The 21,184-nt window shown below is 43.4% G+C and carries 13 protein-coding genes, 21 tRNA genes and 2 rRNA genes; 34 read left to right on the top strand and 2 right to left on the bottom strand.

From position 1 onward, the window contains the following. The 28 genes from ACFQWC_RS21680 to ACFQWC_RS21545 form a co-directional block, all read left to right on the top strand. Positions 1 to 122 (top strand): 23S ribosomal RNA (locus tag ACFQWC_RS21680); the annotation flags it as partial. A gap of 173 nt (positions 123 to 295) precedes the next feature. Then, positions 296 to 412, top strand: a 5S ribosomal RNA gene (gene rrf / locus ACFQWC_RS21675). A gap of 9 nt (positions 413 to 421) precedes the next feature. Beyond that, positions 422 to 497: transfer RNA gene (locus ACFQWC_RS21670), tRNA-Val, on the top strand. 25 nt (positions 498 to 522) lie between these two features. Further along, positions 523 to 598, top strand: a tRNA-Thr gene (locus tag ACFQWC_RS21665). 29 nt (positions 599 to 627) lie between these two features. Continuing rightward, positions 628 to 703, top strand: a tRNA-Lys gene (locus tag ACFQWC_RS21660). A 35-nt stretch (positions 704 to 738) separates the two neighbouring features. Further along, positions 739 to 823, top strand: a tRNA-Leu gene (locus ACFQWC_RS21655). A gap of 9 nt (positions 824 to 832) precedes the next feature. Further along, a tRNA-Gly gene (locus ACFQWC_RS21650) sits at positions 833 to 907 on the top strand. 9 nt (positions 908 to 916) lie between these two features. Further along, positions 917 to 1,005: transfer RNA gene (locus ACFQWC_RS21645), tRNA-Leu, on the top strand. A 30-nt stretch (positions 1,006 to 1,035) separates the two neighbouring features. After that, positions 1,036 to 1,112 (top strand) — tRNA-Arg (locus ACFQWC_RS21640). A 6-nt stretch (positions 1,113 to 1,118) separates the two neighbouring features. Further along, a tRNA-Pro gene (locus ACFQWC_RS21635) sits at positions 1,119 to 1,195 on the top strand. Positions 1,196 to 1,202: 7 nt separating this feature from the next. Continuing rightward, a tRNA-Ala gene (locus ACFQWC_RS21630) sits at positions 1,203 to 1,278 on the top strand. A 75-nt stretch (positions 1,279 to 1,353) separates the two neighbouring features. Next, positions 1,354 to 1,430, top strand: a tRNA-Met gene (locus tag ACFQWC_RS21625). Positions 1,431 to 1,434: 4 nt separating this feature from the next. Further along, positions 1,435 to 1,511, top strand: a tRNA-Ile gene (locus ACFQWC_RS21620). Between the two features lie 17 nt (positions 1,512 to 1,528). Further along, a tRNA-Ser gene (locus ACFQWC_RS21615) sits at positions 1,529 to 1,621 on the top strand. A gap of 36 nt (positions 1,622 to 1,657) precedes the next feature. After that, a tRNA-Met gene (locus ACFQWC_RS21610) sits at positions 1,658 to 1,731 on the top strand. Positions 1,732 to 1,837: 106 nt separating this feature from the next. Beyond that, positions 1,838 to 1,914: transfer RNA gene (locus tag ACFQWC_RS21605), tRNA-Asp, on the top strand. A 51-nt stretch (positions 1,915 to 1,965) separates the two neighbouring features. After that, positions 1,966 to 2,041: transfer RNA gene (locus ACFQWC_RS21600), tRNA-Phe, on the top strand. A gap of 22 nt (positions 2,042 to 2,063) precedes the next feature. Then, a tRNA-His gene (locus ACFQWC_RS21595) sits at positions 2,064 to 2,139 on the top strand. Between the two features lie 20 nt (positions 2,140 to 2,159). After that, positions 2,160 to 2,233: transfer RNA gene (locus ACFQWC_RS21590), tRNA-Gly, on the top strand. Positions 2,234 to 2,242: 9 nt separating this feature from the next. Continuing rightward, positions 2,243 to 2,319, top strand: a tRNA-Ile gene (locus tag ACFQWC_RS21585). 9 nt (positions 2,320 to 2,328) lie between these two features. After that, positions 2,329 to 2,403: transfer RNA gene (locus tag ACFQWC_RS21580), tRNA-Asn, on the top strand. A gap of 4 nt (positions 2,404 to 2,407) precedes the next feature. Continuing rightward, positions 2,408 to 2,498, top strand: a tRNA-Ser gene (locus ACFQWC_RS21575). Positions 2,499 to 2,504: 6 nt separating this feature from the next. Beyond that, positions 2,505 to 2,576: transfer RNA gene (locus tag ACFQWC_RS21570), tRNA-Glu, on the top strand. A gap of 825 nt (positions 2,577 to 3,401) precedes the next feature. Further along, complete coding sequence (gene glgB / locus ACFQWC_RS21565) at positions 3,402 to 5,261, top strand: 1,4-alpha-glucan branching enzyme (protein ID WP_377109058.1); 1,860 nt, start codon at positions 3,402 to 3,404, stop codon at positions 5,259 to 5,261. Between the two features lie 16 nt (positions 5,262 to 5,277). Then, on the top strand, positions 5,278 to 6,435 hold the full coding sequence (locus tag ACFQWC_RS21560) for a glucose-1-phosphate adenylyltransferase (RefSeq protein ID WP_299739524.1): 1,158 nt from the start codon (positions 5,278 to 5,280) through the stop codon (positions 6,433 to 6,435). A 41-nt stretch (positions 6,436 to 6,476) separates the two neighbouring features. Beyond that, on the top strand, positions 6,477 to 7,505 hold the full coding sequence (locus tag ACFQWC_RS21555) for a GlgC family sugar phosphate nucleotidyltransferase (RefSeq protein ID WP_299739522.1): 1,029 nt from the start codon (positions 6,477 to 6,479) through the stop codon (positions 7,503 to 7,505). Then, on the top strand, positions 7,502 to 8,947 hold the full coding sequence (glgA, locus tag ACFQWC_RS21550; RefSeq protein WP_299739520.1) for a glycogen synthase GlgA: 1,446 nt from the start codon (positions 7,502 to 7,504) through the stop codon (positions 8,945 to 8,947). The genes ACFQWC_RS21555 and glgA overlap by 4 nt, the downstream gene beginning before the upstream one ends. Further along, positions 8,937 to 11,342, top strand: a complete 2,406-nt coding sequence (locus ACFQWC_RS21545) for a glycogen/starch/alpha-glucan phosphorylase (RefSeq protein WP_341356860.1) — start codon at positions 8,937 to 8,939, stop codon at positions 11,340 to 11,342. Before glgA ends, ACFQWC_RS21545 begins: the two co-directional genes overlap by 11 nt. 39 nt (positions 11,343 to 11,381) lie before the next feature. On the opposite strand, the gene ACFQWC_RS21540 is transcribed toward ACFQWC_RS21545, so the two are convergent. Beyond that, entirely contained in the window at positions 11,382 to 12,143 is a 762-nt protein-coding gene (locus ACFQWC_RS21540; protein ID WP_341358021.1) for a TraR/DksA C4-type zinc finger protein, read from the bottom strand. A gap of 114 nt (positions 12,144 to 12,257) precedes the next feature. Beyond that, positions 12,258 to 13,181, bottom strand: a complete 924-nt coding sequence (locus ACFQWC_RS21535; RefSeq protein WP_299739698.1) for a 1,4-dihydroxy-2-naphthoate polyprenyltransferase — start codon at positions 13,179 to 13,181, stop codon at positions 12,258 to 12,260. 303 nt (positions 13,182 to 13,484) lie between these two features. Between ACFQWC_RS21535 and ACFQWC_RS21530 the strand changes: the two genes are divergently transcribed. From ACFQWC_RS21530 to menC, 6 genes are all read left to right on the top strand, one after another. After that, positions 13,485 to 14,891 carry an isochorismate synthase gene (locus ACFQWC_RS21530; protein ID WP_299739514.1) on the top strand — a complete coding sequence of 469 codons (1,407 nt, stop codon included), beginning with the start codon at positions 13,485 to 13,487 and terminating at the stop codon, positions 14,889 to 14,891. Beyond that, positions 14,884 to 16,626: a 2-succinyl-5-enolpyruvyl-6-hydroxy-3-cyclohexene-1-carboxylic-acid synthase gene (gene menD / locus ACFQWC_RS21525; RefSeq protein ID WP_377109057.1), complete on the top strand. Its 1,743-nt coding sequence runs from the start codon at positions 14,884 to 14,886 to the stop codon at positions 16,624 to 16,626. The genes ACFQWC_RS21530 and menD overlap by 8 nt, the downstream gene beginning before the upstream one ends. 2 nt (positions 16,627 to 16,628) lie before the next feature. Beyond that, on the top strand, positions 16,629 to 17,432 hold the full coding sequence (gene menH / locus ACFQWC_RS21520; protein WP_299739696.1) for a 2-succinyl-6-hydroxy-2,4-cyclohexadiene-1-carboxylate synthase: 804 nt from the start codon (positions 16,629 to 16,631) through the stop codon (positions 17,430 to 17,432). Between the two features lie 15 nt (positions 17,433 to 17,447). After that, complete coding sequence (gene menB / locus ACFQWC_RS21515; protein WP_044340358.1) at positions 17,448 to 18,266, top strand: 1,4-dihydroxy-2-naphthoyl-CoA synthase; 819 nt, start codon at positions 17,448 to 17,450, stop codon at positions 18,264 to 18,266. Between the two features lie 295 nt (positions 18,267 to 18,561). Continuing rightward, a complete protein-coding gene (locus ACFQWC_RS21510; RefSeq protein WP_377109056.1) occupies positions 18,562 to 20,052 on the top strand; it encodes an o-succinylbenzoate--CoA ligase in 1,491 nt (496 codons plus the stop codon). Next, positions 20,042 to 21,148, top strand: a complete 1,107-nt coding sequence (gene menC, locus ACFQWC_RS21505; protein ID WP_341358020.1) for an o-succinylbenzoate synthase — start codon at positions 20,042 to 20,044, stop codon at positions 21,146 to 21,148. The genes ACFQWC_RS21510 and menC overlap by 11 nt, the downstream gene beginning before the upstream one ends. Positions 21,149 to 21,184: the final 36 nt, after the last annotated feature.

Here is a 21,184-nt window from a genome sequence, read left to right as displayed (position 1 = left end):
ATGAGATTTCCCATCACGTATGTGAGTAAGATCCCTAGAAGATGACTAGGTAGATAGGTCAGAGATGGAAGCATGGCGACATGTGGAGTTGACTGATACTAATCGATCGAGGACTTAACCACAAAGAGTCATTTTTTAAATGAACAACGATTGGTCGATACTTGGCTTTCTTGACATCAATTCTTTATCTAGTTTTCAGGGAATGAATTTTATAAGAAAATATAAAAAAAAGCCTTGAAAAAATATATCTACACGATATAATAATACTTGTCCTTAAAAAAGAGACAAGAAAATGTCTGGTGACAATGGCGAAGAGGTCACACCCGTTCCCATGCCGAACACGGAAGTTAAGCTCTTCAGCGCCGATGGTAGTTGGGGGATCTCCCCCTGTGAGAGTAGGACGTCGCCAGGCTTTATATTTGGAGGATTAGCTCAGCTGGGAGAGCATCTGCCTTACAAGCAGAGGGTCGGCGGTTCGATCCCGTCATCCTCCACCATTTTTCATTAGTGGGTAATTAATATGCCGGTGTAGCTCAACTGGTAGAGCAACTGACTTGTAATCAGTAGGTTGGGGGTTCAAGTCCTCTTGCCGGCACCATGTTGGTTTTGAATTTCATCTTTTGAGATGAGCCATTAGCTCAGTTGGTAGAGCATCTGACTTTTAATCAGAGGGTCGAAGGTTCGAGTCCTTCATGGCTCACCATTGATTTTTGCATTAGCAAAATATCAATCATACATGCGGGTGTGGCGGAATTGGCAGACGCACCAGACTTAGGATCTGGCGCCGCAAGGCGTGGGGGTTCAAGTCCCTTCACCCGCACCATTATATTTCGCGGAAGTAGTTCAGTGGTAGAACACCACCTTGCCAAGGTGGGGGTCGCGGGTTCGAATCCCGTCTTCCGCTCCAGAAAATTTTGCCGGGGTGGCGGAACTGGCAGACGCACAGGACTTAAAATCCTGCGGTAGGTGACTACCGTACCGGTTCGATTCCGGTCCTCGGCACCATTGATTTTTCGGAAGGAAACGACATATTTTGCGCCCGTAGCTCAATTGGATAGAGCGTTTGACTACGGATCAAAAGGTTAGGGGTTCGACTCCTCTCGGGCGCGCCATATTATCGGGAAGTAGCTCAGCTTGGTAGAGCACTTGGTTTGGGACCAAGGGGTCGCAGGTTCGAATCCTGTCTTCCCGACCACTTCTTTGGGGCCTTAGCTCAGCTGGGAGAGCGCCTGCTTTGCACGCAGGAGGTCAGCGGTTCGATCCCGCTAGGCTCCACCATGTTTTTTTACGAAAGTAAGATAAACTTCATTGGTTTTATGAAAGTAAAAAAATATTTTTGATATTATGTTTCTTGGCGGTGTAGCTCAGCTGGCTAGAGCGTACGGTTCATACCCGTGAGGTCGGGGGTTCGATCCCCTCCGCCGCTACCAAAAGGGACCTTTAGCTCAGTTGGTTAGAGCAGACGGCTCATAACCGTCCGGTCGTAGGTTCGAGTCCTACAAGGTCCACCAAGTACCATTTTTATTACGGAGGAATACCCAAGTCCGGCTGAAGGGATCGGTCTTGAAAACCGACAGGGGTGTAACAGCCCGCGGGGGTTCGAATCCCCCTTCCTCCTCCATATTTACTTTTATGGTGAATTCCTTACTCATATCGTCGCGGGGTGGAGCAGTTCGGTAGCTCGTCGGGCTCATAACCCGAAGGTCGCAGGTTCAAATCCTGTCCCCGCAATACCATTTTTGACTTAGGATAGGGTAATCCTTGATGAGTCACGCATGGATAGTTATTTTCGCTATCGCGAGGTAATGAAACCTATTTTGCTTACGCAAAAAGCTTTGGTCCGGTAGTTCAGTTGGTTAGAATGCCTGCCTGTCACGCAGGAGGTCGCGGGTTCGAGTCCCGTCCGGACCGCCATTTTCTTTAAATAAGATTATGGTTCATAATTAAATATTTTACTCTAAGTAAGGCTCAGTAGCTCAGTTGGTAGAGCAATGGACTGAAAATCCATGTGTCGGCGGTTCGATTCCGTCCTGAGCCACCATTTTCTATTTGAAGACATTATGGCGATTGTGGCGAAGTGGTTAACGCACCTGATTGTGGTTCAGGCATTCGTGGGTTCGATTCCCATCAGTCGCCCCATACTTTCTTATTTAAATACCGCGGGTGTAGTTTAGTGGTAAAACCTCAGCCTTCCAAGCTGATGATGAGGGTTCGATTCCCTTCACCCGCTCCAATTATTTATGGGCCTATAGCTCAGCTGGTTAGAGCGCACGCCTGATAAGCGTGAGGTCGGTGGTTCGAGTCCACTTAGGCCCACCATTTCATTATTCCGCAGTAGCTCAGTGGTAGAGCTATCGGCTGTTAACCGATCGGTCGCAAGTTCGAATCTTGCCTGCGGAGCCAATATGGGGAAGTACTCAAGTGGCTGAAGAGGCGCCCCTGCTAAGGGTGTAGGTCGGGCAACCGGCGCGAGGGTTCAAATCCCTCCTTCTCCGCCATATTATGGCCCATTGGTCAAGCGGTTAAGACACCGCCCTTTCACGGCGGTAACACGGGTTCGAATCCCGTATGGGTCATCTGAAAAAAGACTATCATTTTTGATAGTCTTTTTTTTTGTACAAAGTAGTAGAATTAGTGGTTATTTTATTAATAATAGAAGAAAAAATGACTAAATGAAGAGAGTTAATTGAATATGGAGGCAGATCGGGACTAAAATAAGCGGTTTTACAAGAGAAACGCATGCTTCTATTTCTCTACGAAGGATATATTATCGACTTCTCCACATATATTATCGACTTTTCCCAATATATTATCAACTTCTGCACTTTTCTTTTCAGATCCAATTTTTCAATACAATAAACGGAGGATGGGAACATTCAGTCAGTGATCATCGAAAAGTAAATGGCATCAATCACCTCTTAATCTCTTCATTAAACTTCTCAAGCTCTTCAATAAACCCAACCTCCTTTAAAGACTAAACTATGAATGCTCCCTCCTTAATTACCCATCCGGGACCATTAGAACATGTTTCATTCACCCTACTAATCACCATAAGCATGCAGGCGCCTGATGCATTACGCCTTCTCAATCACTCCTTAATTCGACACCGCCATCCTTCTCACAATCAGCCAGAAACGATACAAAATACCGGAATCCTTCTGCATTTACTGCAAATTTCACATTTTTTAATTAAAAAACTTTCGACAAATTCCGCTATGAATTCAACATGATTCCCCTATGTTCTTCCAATGTAAACCTTATCATTTAGTAAGACTTTCCAATAGTGAACCATTTTATCAAATGTATGTAGGAAATTGTCGTAATTGAGCGACGATAATAAAGAGGATTTTGATGAACTTGAAAGAAAGTAGTAAGTAGATTGAAAAAATGTAGGTGAGATGATGAACGCAATGACCATATCAGATTATGATGTTTTTTTGTTTCATGAGGGAAATTTGCAGCAGGCCTATCAGTTTATGGGTTCACATGTGAGAAGAGACTCTACTGGAACCTATACAGAATTTTGCGTTTGGGCACCGAAAGCAAGACATGTTTCATTGGTTGGATCTTTTAATCATTGGAATGGAACAGGGTATGAACTTACGAGGCGGAATAACGAAGGTTTATGGACAATTCGCATTGATGAGAATCTATCGGGAGAAACGTATAAGTACGAGATTACGACTCCCTCAGGTTCAAAGAAGCTGAAGGCGGACCCCTATGGGTTTGCTTCTGAGAAGCGTCCAAATACTGCAAGCGTCGTGTATGAGCTGCAGGGGTTTTCATGGGAGGATGAGGAGTGGCTTGAGCATCGAGCCAGTTCGACGGTCTATGACAAGCCTATGGCAATTTACGAAGTGCATTTAGGCACATGGAAAAAGAAAGCAGGGAAATTTCTTTCCTATAAGGAATTAGCACAGCAATTAATTCCCCATGTGAAAGAACAAGGATTTACACATATTGAGTTGCTTCCTGTCACGGAGCATCCGTTTGATCGTTCTTGGGGGTATCAAGGTACTGGTTATTATTCTCCGACTAGTCGCTATGGCTCACCTCATGAATTGATGGCGTTCGTCAATGAATGTCATTTACATAATATTGGCGTGATATTGGATTGGGTCCCGGGTCATTTTTGTAAGGATGCTCACGGGTTATATGAATTCGATGGTTCGTTTGCTTATGAGTATGGAGAGGAAAGGGACCGTGAGAATTATACGTGGGGAACGGCGAATTTTGATTTAGGTAAGGGAGAAGTGAGAAGCTTCCTGATTTCGAATGCCCGTTTCTGGATGGACCTGTATCATATTGATGGATTCCGGATTGATGCAGTGGCCAATATTATTTACTGGGCTAACCAGGGAGAGCTTGCTCCCAATGAAGGAGCCATACAGTTTTTGAAAAACTTGAATATGGCAGTGTTCGAGTATGATTCTTCGATTTTGATGATTGCAGAGGATTCTACAGACTGGCCACAGGTGACGTCTCCTGTTCATTATGGAGGACTTGGCTTTAATTATAAGTGGAATATGGGATGGATGAATGACGTCCTTAAATATATGGAAACAGACACGTCTGAAAGAAGGCATGTGCATTCTCTTATAACATTTTCATTGTTATATGCGTACTCAGAGAATTATGTGCTTCCCTTTTCCCATGATGAGGTGGTACATGGGAAGAAGTCATTATTGAATAAAATGCCAGGTGATTACTGGCAGAAATTCGCTCAATATCGTCTGCTCCTGAGCTATATGATGGCTCATCCAGGGAAAAAGCTTCTGTTTATGGGAAGTGAACTTGCCCCGTTTTCAGAGTGGAAGGATTTAGAGGAAATAGATTGGCATTTATTGGATTACGAATTTCATCACAAATTCAACTCATATTTTAAAGAGCTTATGCATTTATATAAAGGTGCTGAACCATTATTTCAAATGGATCATCGTTCAGAGGGATTCGAATGGGTGGATGTGGATAATCGAGAGCAGCAGATTTTCTCTTTTATCAGAAATGGGAAAGAGAAGGGGGATCATCTTGTGGTGATCTGTAATTTCAGTCCTCGTGTGTATCATCAGTATAAGGTAGGAGTCAATAAGGTTTCTTCTTATGAAGAGATTTGGAATAGTGATGATGAACGATTTGGTGGTTCACATCAGGTGAATCCTATGCCTCTTACAGTGCACAACGAGTCCTACCATGGAAGAGAAGGATATGTGGAAATGACGATTCCACCATATGCAGCCGTTTATTTAAAACCAATAGATTGAAAGGGGAGAGAAAAAGATGGCAAAAGGTAGATGTGTGGCCATGTTATTAGCAGGTGGAAAAGGGAGCCGTTTAAGCTCATTGACGAAGAGTCTGGCGAAACCAGCCGTTCCGTTCGGAGGAAAATATCGTATTATTGATTTCACATTAAGCAATTGCACAAATTCAGGGATTGATACGGTGGGTGTCCTTACTCAGTACCAGCCGTTAGTATTAAATTCTTATATTGGAATCGGAAGTGCATGGGATCTTGACCGTAGAAATGGGGGAGTGACCGTACTGCCACCTTATGCTGAATCATCTGAAATGCGTTGGTATACAGGGACGGCGAGTGCCATTTATCAAAATATGAATTACCTTGAGCAATATGATCCCGAGTATGTGCTGATTCTATCAGGAGATCACATTTACAAAATGGATTATAGTAAAATGCTTGATTATCACATCGAGAAGAAAGCGGATGTCTCGATTTCCGTCATTGAAGTAGGCTGGGATGAGGCAAGCAGGTTCGGTCTTATGAACACCAATGAGGAAATGAGAATTACAGAGTTCGAAGAAAAGCCGGCTTTTCCTAAGAGTAATCTTGCTTCGATGGGAATCTATATTTTCAATTATTCCGTACTGAAGGATTATTTGGAGATGGATGAGCGTAATCCCGATTCAAGCCATGACTTTGGGAAGGATGTTATCCCTTTACTGCTTGATGAGAAGAAAAAGCTGATGGCCTATCCGTTTAAAGGGTACTGGAAGGATGTCGGAACAGTTAAGAGCCTGTGGGAAGCGAATATGGACTTGATTGATGAGGAAAATGAGCTGAATCTGTTCGATCATGACTGGAGAGTGTATTCAGTGAATCCGAATGAGCCGCCTCAATACATTTCTGAAGAAGCGCTTGTTGAGGGGTCTCTTGTGAATGAAGGATGTACGATTGAAGGGACGATTCGTAAGTCCGTCCTGTTCCAAGGAACAACGGTGAAAAAGGGAGCACATGTAAGCCGCTCAGTCGTTATGCCGGATGCGGTCATTGGGGAAAACGCCTATATTGAACAGGCGATCGTGCCGTCGAATGTCAAGGTTCCGAACGGCCTATGCATCATGCCGGAAGAAGGATCGGATGAAATTATCCTGGTTACGGAATCATTCATTGAAACACTACTGGAACAAGAAAAAGTGTAAAGGTTGAAGACCCACATTACAACTTAAGAGGAGGAAGTGTTTTGAAAAATACAATGCTTGGCGTTATTGATGCTACTAGTTATTATGATTCGTTGGAGGATTTACTGTTACATCGTTCATTAGCTGCTCTTCCAATTGCCGGGAGATACCGCTTGATCGACTTTGTACTCTCTAATATGGTGAACTCAGATATTGGTTCCGTTGCGATTTTTCCTAAGTTTCAATACCGTTCCCTTATGGACCATCTTGGATCTGGGAAGAACTGGGATCTGAATCGGAAGCGTGATGGGTTGTTTTTCTTCCCGGCACCAGGATTAGAGGCGAATGAAGAGGGTGTGGGTTCATTTAATCACTTCGCTCATCACTTAGACTACTTTTATCGCAGTACCCAGGAATACGCATTGATCAGCAATTGCTTTACATTATGCAATATTGCCTATCAACCGGTTCTTGAACGCCATATCCGTATCGGCTGTGATATAACGGAAATGCGTCATAACGGAAACTCTTTAGATATGTACCTGGTGAAAACTTCTACACTCATTGATTTGATTGAGAATCGAAGTGAAACAGGCTATACGTGTATGCAGGATGTTGTGGATGATATGGACAGCGGATTTAAGGTGTGCGGCTATGAGCATGAAGGATTTGTTCAAACGATTGATTGCATTGAAGAATACTATGATGCCAGCATGAAACTTTTGAATCTATCTTATTGGAAAGAATTGTTCAAAAAGGATTCACCTGTCTACACGAAGGTAAAAGATGAGCCGCCAACACGCTACACTTCAGCTGCAAGTGTGAAAAATAGTATCATCGCCAATGGATGCTTCATAGAAGGCCAAGTGAAGAATTCTACGATGTTCAGAGCGGTCAAGGTAGGGAAAAATACGATGATTTCGGGTAGCATCATTATGCAGAAGAGTCAAATTGGAGATAACTGTGTACTAGAGAATGTGATTTTAGATAAAGATGTGAGAATCGAAGATGGCGTCAAGCTTATCGGAGATCCAAACAATCCAATAGTCATTCGCAAAGGGATGATTCAAGGAGCGCTGATGAATTCGTGAAAGTGTTATTTGTAGTATCTGAGTGTGTCCCTTTTATTAAATCTGGGGGCTTGGCGGATGTTGCCGGCGCTTTGCCTAAGGAATTAAGAAGTTTAGGGACGGATGTCAGGGTGATCCTGCCTAAATACGGTGGGATCCCTCATGAGTTTCGTTCAAAAATGAAAAGGAAGAAAGAGTTCTTCGTGTCAGTCGGCTGGCGGAATCAGTATTGTGGAATTGAAGAGTACAGTGAAAATGGAGTAACGTATTATTTCGTCGATAATGAATACTATTTTAATCGGGATCGTTTATACGGATATTTTGATGACGGGGAGCGATTTGCGTATTTTACCAGAGCGGTGCTGGAAAGTATTGCTGTTCTTGATTTTTATCCAGATGTGATTCATTGTCATGACTGGCACACGGGAATGGTTCCATTTTTATTAAGAACCGAATACCAGGAGAGACCGGGTTATTCGTTTATCCGCAGTGTGTTCACCATTCACAATCTTCAATTTCAGGGGATTTATCCTAAACAGGTGATGACTGACTTATTAGGCATTCACGATAAGTATTTTCATCACGAATACCTTGAGTTCTATGGAAATATCAATTTTATGAAGGGTGCTCTGATTTCTGCGGATTTTGTTACCACGGTGAGTCCTACATACAAAGAGGAAATTCTGACGCCTTATTACGGGGAAAAGCTTCATACTATTTTAGGGCAGCGATACAACCAGTTATTAGGTATTTTAAACGGTATTGATGATGAAGTGTACAATCCTGATGATGGAGAGTTTCCTTACTTTAGCGGCAATCTCCATGGAAAGAAGAAAGCGAAACTTCACCTGCAAAAAAGCTTGGGGTTAGAAGAGAATGAAGGAATCCCTCTTGTTTCCATCATTTCAAGATTAACGAATCAAAAAGGGCTGGAACTAGTAAGGGGAGTATTTCATGAAATGCTCCAGGAAGAAGTTCAATTTGTCCTCCTGGGAACAGGCGATTGGGAGTTTGAGCAGTTCTTCAGGGAGATGGAATGGACCTATCCGGATAAGGTCAGAGTGCAAATCGGATTTAATGAGGAACTGGCAAAACAGATCTATTCTGCCAGTGATATATTCCTGATGCCTTCTAAGTTCGAGCCGTGCGGACTGGGTCAATTGATTGCCATGAGATATGGAGCCCTGCCGCTTGTCCGGGAGACCGGTGGATTGAACGATACGGTGGAATCCTATAATGAAGAAACGAAGACAGGGAACGGTTTTTCGTTTAAGAACTTTAATGCCCACGATATGCTCTACACTTATCGAAGAGCTCTATCGTATTTCTACGAAGATCCGGAAACATGGAATCATATTGTACGAACTGCAATGAATAAGGATTATAGCTGGGCGCAATCGGCCTTTAAGTATAATCAACTATATGCTGACCTGGTATCAAGGAGTGAAAGCCATGTTTTCTGATCCAATTGAATTTAAAGAAATGTTTCTGAAGAAGCTTGAAATGATGTATGGGAAGACGTTTCCTGAATCCACCAGTCAGGATCAGTTTTTCACATTAGGTCACCTTATACGGGAATACATCTCCATGAACTGGATTCATACGAATGAGCAGTACCGGTTCAGTAAACAAAAGCAGGTGTATTACTTATCGATTGAATTTCTTCTGGGGCGTTTGCTCCGCCAGAACCTGATGAATTTAGGAATCTACGATATTGTGGATAAGGGATTGAAGGACCTGGGAATAGACCTTGCTGAAATGGAAGAGGTGGAGCACGATGCAGGACTCGGAAACGGCGGTCTGGGTCGTTTGGCTGCATGTTTCCTCGACTCATTGGCTTCCCTTAATCTACCTGGACATGGCTATGGAATCCGTTACAAGCATGGTTTATTTGAACAAAAGATCGTCAACGGTTTTCAGATGGAGCTTCCGGAGCAGTGGCTGCGTCATGGACATGTATGGGAAGTTCGAAAGTCAGATCTTACCGTCGAAGTGCCTTTCTGGGGTAAGGTGGAATCTTATACGGATAATGATGTATTGAAGTTTCGTCATGTGGATGCAGAAGTAGTAGCGGCCGTTCCTTATGATATGCCTGTAGTAGGGTATGAAACGTCGACGGTTAATACCCTTCGATTATGGAGTGCTGAACCCGCTGCCTATAAAGCCGGGAAAGATATGATGAAATACAAGCGTGATACGGAAGCGATCACAGAATTCCTTTATCCTGACGATACCCATGAAGAAGGGAAAATCCTGCGATTGAAACAGCAGTATTTCCTTGTATCAGCAAGCATCCGTTCGATTCTTGATTCCTACCTTTATCGAAATGGGGACCTGAAGGAACTGCATGAGAATATATCGATCCATATCAATGATACTCATCCCGTTCTCGCGATTCCAGAACTGATGAGGGTCCTGCTTGACGAATATTCCTTCGAATGGGAGGAAGCGTGGGAAATCACGACGAATACATTTGCCTATACGAATCATACGACGCTTTCAGAAGCATTGGAGAGATGGCCGATCCGTATTTTCCAACCTCTGCTGCCCCGCATCCATATGATCGTGAATGAAATCAATGAGCGATTCTGTCAGGAATTGTGGAAGGAATATCCCGGTGAGTGGAAGCGGATAGAGGATATGGCGATCATCTCCCATGATGAAGTGAAAATGGCTCATCTGGCGATTGTAGGAAGCTTTAGTGTGAATGGCGTGGCAAAGATTCATACTGAAATCTTAAAGCTTAGAGAAATGAACTTATTCTATCAATATTATCCTGATAAATTTAATAGTAAGACAAATGGCATTACACATAGAAGATGGCTATTGAATAGCAACCCGTCTCTGTCGAATCTGATATCGTCTTCCATAGGAGATGGGTGGATTAAAGATCCAGGTAAGTTAGCGGACTTGAAAGAGTATCATCACGATACGGCGTTTCTTAAGGACCTGTATGATGTAAAACAGGAAAATAAACGGAAGCTTGCAGATCGAATTTTTGAAAGTAATGGAATCGTCGTGGATCCTACTTCGATTTTTGACATTCAAGTGAAGCGGCTCCATGCGTATAAACGCCAGCTGATGAATGTTTTACACATTCTTCATCTCTATAATCGCTGTGTGGAAGACCCAAGCTTTGATTTTCATCCGCGAACGTTCATTTTTGGTGCGAAAGCATCCCCGGGGTATTACTATGCGAAGAAAATCATAAAGTTGATTCATTCTGTAGCGGATCTGGTGAATGACCACCCGCTTGTAAAAGGGCGGATTAAAGTCGTATTCCTGGAAAATTACCGGGTTTCATTAGCTGAAGAAATCATTCCTGCAGCTGATCTGTCAGAACAGATTTCTACAGCCAGCAAGGAAGCATCCGGTACTGGAAATATGAAGTTCATGATGAACGGGGCTTTGACCCTTGGAACATTGGACGGGGCTAATATTGAGATTCTTGAGCAAGTAGGGAAAGAGAATATCTTTATATTTGGATTAACGGCGGATGAAGTAATGAAATATCAGCATCACGGTGGATACTATGCCATGGAGTATTTCCACTATGATACCCGCATTAAGAAGGTGTTGAATCAATTGATTGATGATACACTTCCAGACGCAGGTGACCATTTTGAAACCATCTATGACTCCTTACTGACCGAGAATGATCAATTCTTTGTTCTGAGGGATTTCGATTCCTATGTAAGGGCTCACGAGCAAGCAGGAAAAGCGTACGAAAATAAAGAGCATTGGTCACGAATGTGCTTGCAGAACATTGCAAACTCCGGCTATTTCTCAAGTGACCGGACGATTGAACAGTATGCGAAAGACATCTGGGGCATTTCACAGGGCAGTTTAATAAAGTAAAAGAAGGCTTGGGGAAAAGTTTCCCCAAGCCTTTTTAAATTATTTCTTCTTATCAGAAATATAACTGTCGCCATCTTTATACGGAATGTCACCCAATGTGGATTCCATATTATTTTCATCCAGCATATCCTCGTATTCTTCATGGGTTTTCGAAGGATATGCTTTACGATTGGAACCTTCCATATCGGTTCCGACAAAGGATTCGAAATCCTCGGTGAATCCTTCGGAAGTGTCCTCATCCTGATACAATTCCGAGTAGTCTTCATAATCACCTTCGAAGTCAGAAGGTGTTTCAGATGTCCCGAAGCGTCCTACTTCCTGAAAGCTGTCTTGATCATCACGGACATTACCATCTGTTTCATGTCTGAATTCGTTATCAACAGGCGGCTGCAGTACATCTTCCTCTACGGGTCTATCCTGAGGTGTCGATTGTTCCGGTGAATGATCTTTACAATAAAGTGTCGTTGGAATGACTTCCAAACGCTCAAAAGGAATATCCTGGCCACACTCTTTGCATTGACCGTATGTTCCTTGGCTTATCGCCTGCAAAGCGCGTTGAATTTTATTTAGTTCGAGCTTGGCGTGATCATCTATGGCGAAATCCTTCTCTCGTTCATATAACTCTGTTCCCATGTCGGCAGGATGGTTATCGTAAAGGGAGAGTTCACCTGAGTTATCCCGTTCATTTGTATGGTGAAGATTATCTAAATCCTGATGAAGATGTTCTTGCAACTGTTTTTCCTGCTGAACCAATTCTTGTTTTAATGTCTGTTTTTGGCTGTCTGTTAGCAATTTCTTCACATCCTTCATTATGTTCGCTTAAATAATGTACTAACCATACTTTATCCGAAAGTGGGGTTGTTAAAACATAAAAAAAAGAGTCGTCCCGAAATGAAGGGGCGACTCTTGATTTTTTTAAAGCATATATGCAAGTAATAGTCCAATGGATAATAGGAATCCAAAGATGGTGTTCGTTTGTGCGGTGGCTTTCATGGCGGGCATCATTTCGATCGGCTGTGATTTGCCGATGAATCCTGTCGTTGCCTTGAATGCTTTCGGAATACTTAGAAAGGCAACGAATAGCCAAGGTGATGAAACGCCGGCAAGGACCAGTCCGACAATCCAGCCATAGGATACGACAAACATGCCGCCCAAAAGGATGATCGCTCCTTTTCTTCCTAAAAGAATCGCGATGGTTTTACGGCCGTTTTCTTTATCACCGTCCAGGTCGCGGATGTTATTCGCTAATAGAATGGCGCCGACTAAAATGGATACGGGAACAGACAATAGGATGCTGTCACCATTGATATATCCAGTTTGAATGTAGAACGATATGAGTATGATCACAAGTCCCATAAAGAAACCGGCTACGATTTCTCCAAAAGGCGTGTAAGCAATTGGCATAGGTCCGCCAGTATAAAAGTACCCCGCTGCCATGCACACTATACCTATGAGTGCCAGCCACCATGTGCTATTAAGACAAATATAAATTCCTAATAAAAGGGCGATTCCGTACAGTGAAAAGGCGAGGTTTATGACCGTGGATGGTTTAACTCCGTTCCGGACGATTGCTCCACCGATACCGACCGAATGCTCTGTATCCAAACCTCTTTTATAGTCATAATACTCATTGAACATATTGGTAGCAGCCTGGATGAGCAAGCAGGCAATGAGCATGGCTGCAAACAGTGATAAACTGATCTTGGTAAATTGCAGAGCTAGTACAGTCCCCAGTAAGACAGGTACAAATGCTGCTGTAAGAGTGTGAGGCCTTGTAAGCTGCCACCAGATCTTCCACCCTTTATCTGATTCCAACACGTTGGATGCTTGTTGTTCCATCATATTCTCTCCCTTACGCAATAAGGAATTTTCAGAAAACATTACAATTCCTTTACAGATTAAAGTGTAGGTAAAGGGAAGAGGACTGTCAATCATTTTTTAAAAATCTGTGAAGGTGCTATTTTCCAGTAATTGAGGACTTTTACAACGCTTTTGGTTTCTCAAAAGGGGAAAAAGGGTTTATTATATATAATAAGGATAAATATTGTTAACATGTCTTAAACTCCGTTGACACACCTTAAAGACAGGTGTATCTTAAAATAAGTTTGAATATCGTACGTGATTTTGTTTGGGGGAATTCAATTGGTTACCATTCATAAAACCAATATTGAAAAAGCATATGATACAGCCAAAATGAAGGCTAAACAATTACATCACCCCGTCCTTCTCAGCATAGTGGAGGAAGTCGATGCAGTCGATCCTCTTTCTTTTTATTATGGAGGAAGCTCTTTTGTTGGTGAGCGTTTTCTATGGAAGGACCGTGATCATACCATCTCGCTAGTAGGGATTGGAGCGGCTCATATATTGTCTACAAATGAGATTGAAGAACGATTTTTTACGGTTGAGAATGAGTGGAAGCGCTTAATTGTAGAGTCTGTCGTTGTCACTGGGGAAGAAATTGCAGGCACAGGACCTTTGTTATTTGGCGGCTTTAGCTTTGATCCGCTTAAATCTATCGGAGAAGAGTGGAGGCAATTCTCGAACGGTACGTTTCAATTACCTATGTTTATGCTGACAAAGCCGGGAAAAACCAATTATTTAACGGTGAATTTCATTTGTCATCCGGATGAGGAAGAATCATTATTCTATGATTGCATAAGAATCAAGGATGAACTTCTTGCCAATGCAAGGATGCCTATTATTCCTGAACAGCCCCAATGGCTGCAAAATAGGGATATGAAGCCTGAAGAATGGAAGGATTCTGTTCAAAATGTGGTGAATCGTTTAAAGCAGGGTGAAATGGATAAGGTAGTGCTTGCCAGAAAATGTGAAGTGTCGTTTGATACCCAAGTGTCATCTGATTTTGTATTGGATAATTTGTGGAAGCAGCAGCCGGACAGCTTTGTCTTCAGCTTTGAGAGGGAAGATAGCTGCTTTATCGGAGCTACGCCCGAACGCCTCGTGAAGAAATCGGGAGAAGAAATTCTTTCCACCTGTTTAGCAGGATCGATTGCCCGCGGGGAATCGTTGGAAAGTGATGAGAAGCTGGGCGAAGAGCTCCTGCTGGATGAAAAGAACCGTTATGAGCACCAGCTCGTGGTGGAGAGCATTCAAGACGCTCTTACACCTTTTTGTGAAACATTGACGATTCCGTCTTCGCCTCAACTGATGAAGCTGAAAGACATTCAGCATTTATATACTCCTGTCATTGGACAGGCGTCTGAACATACATCTCTTATCAATCTGGTGGAAAAATTACATCCAACCCCTGCATTAGGCGGGGTACCAAGGGATAAGGCATTGCATGTGATCAGAGAAGAGGAAGCTATGGATCGTGGTTTGTATGCGGGTCCTGTCGGCTGGATCGATGCCTATGGAAATGGTGAGTATGCCGTTGCCCTTCGATCAGGTCTACTTCAGAAGGATAAGGCTTATTTATATGCAGGGTGCGGAATAGTGGCAGATTCTCAGCCGGAAAGTGAATTTAGAGAAACACAAATGAAATTTCGACCGATGCTAAGGGCATTAGGGGGAAACATAAATGATTGATGAACATCAGCAGCATTTAACACATTATTTAGCGGCATTTATTGAAGAATTAGTTGGAAATGGAGTAGACGAAGTAGTCATTAGCCCTGGCTCTCGATCTACTCCTTTGGCGTTATTATTCGCCCATCATCCAGAGGTAAAGACGTACATTAACGTAGATGAACGTTCTGCTGCGTTCTTTGCTTTAGGGGTTGCGAAGGCAAAGAAAAAGCCGGTAGCCATCCTCTGTACATCCGGAACGGCAGCAGCCAATTATTATCCAGCGATTATTGAAGCCCGCTACGCGAAAGTGCCGTTGATCGTGCTGACGGCTGATCGTCCCCATGAGCTGCGGGAGGTAGGTGCCCCGCAAGCGATTGATCAGCTGGATCTATATGGGAAACACGTAAAATGGACAGTGGATATGGCATTGCCGGAGAATAGTCCGTCCATGCTTGAATATGCAAGATCGTCAGCATCCAGAGGAATAGGACTTTCACTAGCAGAACCGAGAGGACCCGTTCACTTTAATTTTCCATTTAGAGAACCGTTAATTCCTGATTTAAAGGGCGTATCTTATTCAACAGGTTCACAGATGAAAAGGGTCCTCCACGGAGAAAGGAGCCTTTCCCACTCAATCTCTCAAGAGCTTCAAGGGATACTCAGAAATAAAGAGAGAGGTCTGATTGTATGCGGACCGGGCCTGAATAGTGATTCGATTGATTCCATCGTTGCCTTTAGTGAGAAACTCGGTTTTCCCATCGCAGCGGACCCCCTCTCCCAGATGAGAAGCGGTTCTCATTCGAAGGCACATATTATCGATACCTATGATACGTTCCTGAAGATTGATGAAGTGAAGAAGAGCCTGCACCCTGAAATCGTGATCCGTTTCGGTGCCATGCCTGTTTCAAAGCCTCTCATGTTGTTTTTGAAAGGTCTTTCTGAAATGCCATACTGGATCGTGAGTCCGGGGGAAGAATGGCAGGATCCCATTGCAAAAGGGACGGAATATATCTATTGTGATGAGAGCCAATTCTGTCAAAGCATGATCAATGAAGAAAGCCGTGTTTTTTCTAAAAAGTGGATCAATCACTGGAAGAATGTAAACCATTCTACAAAGGAACTCCTTCTAAAAGGTCATTTGTCATGGGATGAAGGAATGGCAGTAAGTGAACTTATTCAACACCTGCCTGAAAAATCAAATGTATTTGTAAGCAACAGCATGCCGATACGGGACATCGATACATTTTTCTTTAGTAATGATCGGTCAATCGGTATCTATGCCAATCGGGGAGCGAACGGAATTGACGGCGTGGTATCGACATCACTTGGGATGAGCACAAGCTCAGAATCCATGTATCTTTTGATAGGTGATCTTGCTTTCTTCCACGATTTAAACGGCCTCCTCGTCGGTAAGAAATACAAGCTTAATCTGACCGTTGTGGTCCTTAATAATAATGGTGGGGGAATCTTTTCTTATCTTCCGCAGGCGGGTGAAGGTGAATACTTTGAAGAGCTGTTCGGCACGCCAATGGATCTGGATTTTTCCCATGCGGCCAAGCTTTACGAAGCCGGTTATTTCCGAGTGGAATCAGAAGAAGAATTTGCTTTTGCTGTTGAGGAAGCAAAGCATAAAAACGGCTTGAAAATCATTGAAGTAATGACGAACCGTGAAGAAAATGTAGCAAATCATCGTAATTTGTGGAATTTTGTTTCCCGGGAAATGGTGAAGAAATGTAAGGGTGAAAATCATTGATCCTGCAAGTGAATGATATTCGCTATTTTGTAGAAGTTAAAGGAGAAGGAGAGCCTTTGGTTTTTCTTCATGGCTTTACCGGGGATACGACGACATGGTCAAAAATCACCGATCAATTATCTTCCACCTATAGGTGTGTAAGCATTGATTTGATTGGTCATGGCCGCACAGAAGCACCTGAGGATTTCTCAAGGTATACAATGGATCGTGTATCCAATGATCTTGATTCCATTTTGTCTGCACTTGAAATAGAGCAGGCGGTCTTGATCGGCTATTCAATGGGAGGCCGGACAGCCCTTCACTTCGCCATGAGCTACCCTCAAAAGGTGAAGTCCCTGATTCTTGAGAGTGCCTCTCCCGGATTGAAAACGGGTGAAGAAAGAGTGGAACGGCGGAAAAAAGACCACGCATTAGCCGAAAGGATCATGAGAGAAGGAATGGAAGACTTTGTCGACTTTTGGGAAGAGATCCCGTTGTTTGCTTCTCAAAAAAGACTTACTGATAATGAGCGTGCCGAGATTCGGCAGCAGCGCCTGGGTCAGTCCCCATTAGGCTTATCCAATAGCTTAAAAGGAATGGGGACAGGGGCTCAAGACTCATGGTGGGACAAGCTGGGCGAGCTTTCTATACCAGTCCATTTACTTGTCGGAGAGCTGGATCAGAAGTTTGTTCATATCGCAAAAGAAATGAAAAACCTCAATCCGGACTTTCAAATCATGACAATTTCTAACACAGGTCATGCAATTCATGTGGAAGAACCGCGAAAGTTTGGTACAATAATAGAGGATCTACTGTTAACTACATAAAGGAGGAACAAACCAATGGCTTTTGAATGGGTTTCAGAAAGAAACTACGAAGATATTTTGTACGAAACATATAATGGAATTGCAAAGATCACGATCAATCGACCAGAAGTTCGCAACGCTTTTCGTCCTAAAACTGTAATGGAATTAATCGATGCATTTGCTTATGCACGTGATGATTCTAAGGTTGGTGTCATCGTTTTAACAGGTGCCGGTGAGAAGGCATTCTGTTCGGGCGGAGACCAAAGAGTGCGCGGACATGGCGGTTACGTCGGGGAAGATGAAATTCCACGATTGAATGTATTGGATTTACAACGTCTGATCCGCGTGATCCCTAAGCCAGTCATTGCAATGGTAGCAGGTTATGCCATCGGAGGAGGACACGTCCTTCACGTAGTGTGTGATATTACAATTGCTGCTGACAACGCGATCTTCGGACAAACAGGTCCTAAAGTAGGAAGCTTTGATGCCGGATACGGTGCAGGATATCTTGCACGCATCGTCGGTCATAAGAAAGCGAAAGAAATCTGGTACCTATGCCGTCAGTACAACGCACAGGAAGCGCTTGAAATGGGACTTGTCAATACAGTTGTTCCATATGAGCAGCTTGAAGCGGAAACAGTTCAGTGGGCTTCAGAGATGCTTGAAAAAAGTCCGACTGCCCTTCGTTTCTTAAAGGCTTCATTCAACGCAGATACAGATGGATTGGCAGGTCTGCAGCAGCTTGCAGGTGACGCTACCCTTCTATACTACACAACGGAAGAAGCCAAAGAAGGTCGCGACGCATTCAAAGAAAAGCGTAAACCGGACTTTGGACAATTCCCTCGTTTCCCTTGATCTAAGGTGGCCTGATGAATCTTTGCTGATTCATCGGGCTTTTTTAAATGAAGATTTACTGAATACACATTATGTTCTTGGTTTTTCTTATTGTTCACAATTTGGCACAAGTTTTGTGGGAGTCGGCACAACAAAGGCCGGAAGCGGCACAACAAAAGCCAAAAGTGGCACAACAAAGTCCAGAAGTTACAGAACAAAGCTCAGAAGTGCCGTAACAATGAACAAAAGATCCAATAAAGCTCTGTAACGAAAGACGGTAAAGAGCACAAACAAGAAAGGAATGGAGAATGACAGGATGACTACACAGCAATTGCCTAACTGGCTAAAACAAAGAGCGTTCTTAACCCCTGATCGGATGGCACTAAGTAATGGTGATGTGGAATATACTTTCGGAGAGCTCTGGGATACAGCAATTCATATAGGCGAACAGCTTCATACAGTAGTGAAATCTTCCACCCATCCCTTTGTGGGACTCATGATTAAAAATAAAGTGGAATCTGTGTTGGTTATCCATGCCATTCAACAGCTGGGATTCACGACGGTTTTATTAAACAACAAACTGAGTTCGAATGAATTATCTTTTCAAATACAGGATATGGAGTTAACAACGGTCATTTATGAAGATGAGTTTGAGGATAAGTTGTCTTTTTTAGGGGATCACGTTGATGGGGTCCCATTCTCTCAGTTGTTTCAAACACCACCTACAAGCTTTAAAGTGAAGGATTATTTTCAGTTAGACCAAGCATGCTCGGTTATGTATACCTCTGGTACGACCGGAGCCCCAAAAGGAGTCCTTCAATCGTACGGAAACCATTGGTGGAGTGCCATTGGTTCTTCTTTGAACCTGGGAATAAGTGAAAATGATGCCTGGCTTTGCTCGGTTCCTCTCTTTCATATAAGCGGGTATTCGATCCTTATGAGAAGTGTCATTTATGGGATGAAGGTACGACTGTTTGAAACCTTCGACGTCGAGAGCATCAATCAGGAGCTTGAAAGTGGAAGGGTTACGATCATGTCGGTTGTAAGCAATATGCTTCAGCGTTTGATGAAAGATTCAGGGAGTCGAACGTATCACCCGAATTTCCGCTGCATGCTGTTAGGCGGCGGACCTGCACCACTTTCTTTACTTCAGGCTTGTAAGGATAAGGGAGTGCCCGTCTTTCAAACGTATGGAATGACTGAAACGGCTTCACAAATCGTGACATTATCACCTGAATATAGTATGAAGAAGCTGGGTTCCGCCGGGAAGCCCCTCTTTCCTTCAGAATTAAGAATCAAGAATAAAAAAGGTGCAGCTCGAGCAAATCAAGAGGGTGAAATCCTGGTAAAAGGCCCGAATGTAACGAACGGGTATTATCGAAGAGAGGAAGCCAATGCGAAAAGTTTTGAAGATGACTGGTTCCATACAGGGGATATCGGTTATGTAGATGAAGAGGGGTTCTTATTTGTACTGGACCGGCGATCAGACCTCATCATTTCCGGTGGGGAAAATGTGTATCCTGCGGAAATTGAAAGTGTGCTGTTGGGCTGTGACGGAGTAGAGGATGCCGGGGTGGCTGGAATTCCAAATGACACATGGGGACAAATTCCCTGTGCGTTTATCGTTAAAAAAGAGCATCTTACAAAAGAAGAGATCTTAAACTACTGCTCCGATCATTTGGCGTCATATAAACAGCCGAAAAAAATAATCTTTGTAGATGAGTTACCACGAAATGCCTCGAACAAACTGCTGAGAAGGGTGTTACGGGAGCAGTGGGAGAAGGGACTGTATGTCGATGAAGATTAAATCCATTACGCTTCACATCCTATCGATGCCATTGAAAAAGCCCTTTGTGACCCATCTGCAAACCGTTGAAAAACGGGAAGGGATCATCGTTGAGATTCAGGATGCCGACGGATTGATTGGACTGGGAGAGGGGGTTGCTTTTTCCACACCGTGGTATACAGAAGAAACTGTGAAAACATCCTATCATATGATCAAAGATGTATTAATTCCTTTAATGAACAGCGACCCGTTTGAACACCCTAAAGAAATCGGAAAGAGATTCGCAGCCGTTCGGGGAAATTCAATGGCGAAGGCTGCACTTGAAATGGCTTTATGGGATCTCTATGCAAGGCAGCAGAACGTTCCTCTCTGGGAGATGATCGGGGGGACACGTTCTGAAATTCTTGCCGGCGCCGTTGTGGGGTCCAACTCAGTGAAAGAAATGATCCATTCGGCTGAAGATCTTGTGCAGGAAGGGTATCAACGCATAAAGCTGAAAATCTCTCCTGGAGCGGATGTGGAGATTGTGAAAGAGTTGAGGGACCATTTTCCTTCCCTTTCTCTTCTGGCAGATGCGAACTCAGCTTATTCCCTTGAAGACAAAAGCCGGCTTCAAGCACTAGATGAGTTTGGTCTGGAGATGATCGAACAGCCTTTGGGAGTTAATGATTTAGTGGAGCACTCTCTTTTGCAAAAAGAGCTGTCGACTCCGATTTGTTTGGATGAAAGTATCGTAACCCCTCATGATATGAAAAGTGCCATCTATTTAAATAGTTGCGGAGTGGTCAATATCAAGCTTGGCAGAGTCGGAGGTTACACAAGTGCTTTGGAAATCTACCGGTTGTGCCAGGAGAATCACATCAATGTATGGTGCGGAGGCATGATCGAGTTTGGGGTTTCCCGGGCTCATAATCTGGCCCTTGCCACTCTCGAGGGATTCTCGATTCCGGGGGATATTTCTTCCTCCTCGAAATATTGGGAAGAAGATATCATTTCTTCTCCTATCGTCGTGAAAAATGGTAGGGCGGAACGTTTGGATGGTCCGGGGATAGGTGTGGAGTTGAATAAAAAACGGTTGAGTGAAGTGACCACGTATAGAGAAAAGTTTAACGCATAATTGTCTTTCCAATGGTAATTATTTATACTTGACCTA

The sequence above is a fragment of the Rossellomorea sp. GCM10028870 genome, from assembly GCF_042666755.1.
Lineage (GTDB): Bacteria > Bacillota > Bacilli > Bacillales > Bacillaceae_B > Rossellomorea.
The sequence above is the reverse complement of the archived record's forward strand: the minus strand, read 5'-3'. Positions and strand labels throughout refer to the sequence as shown.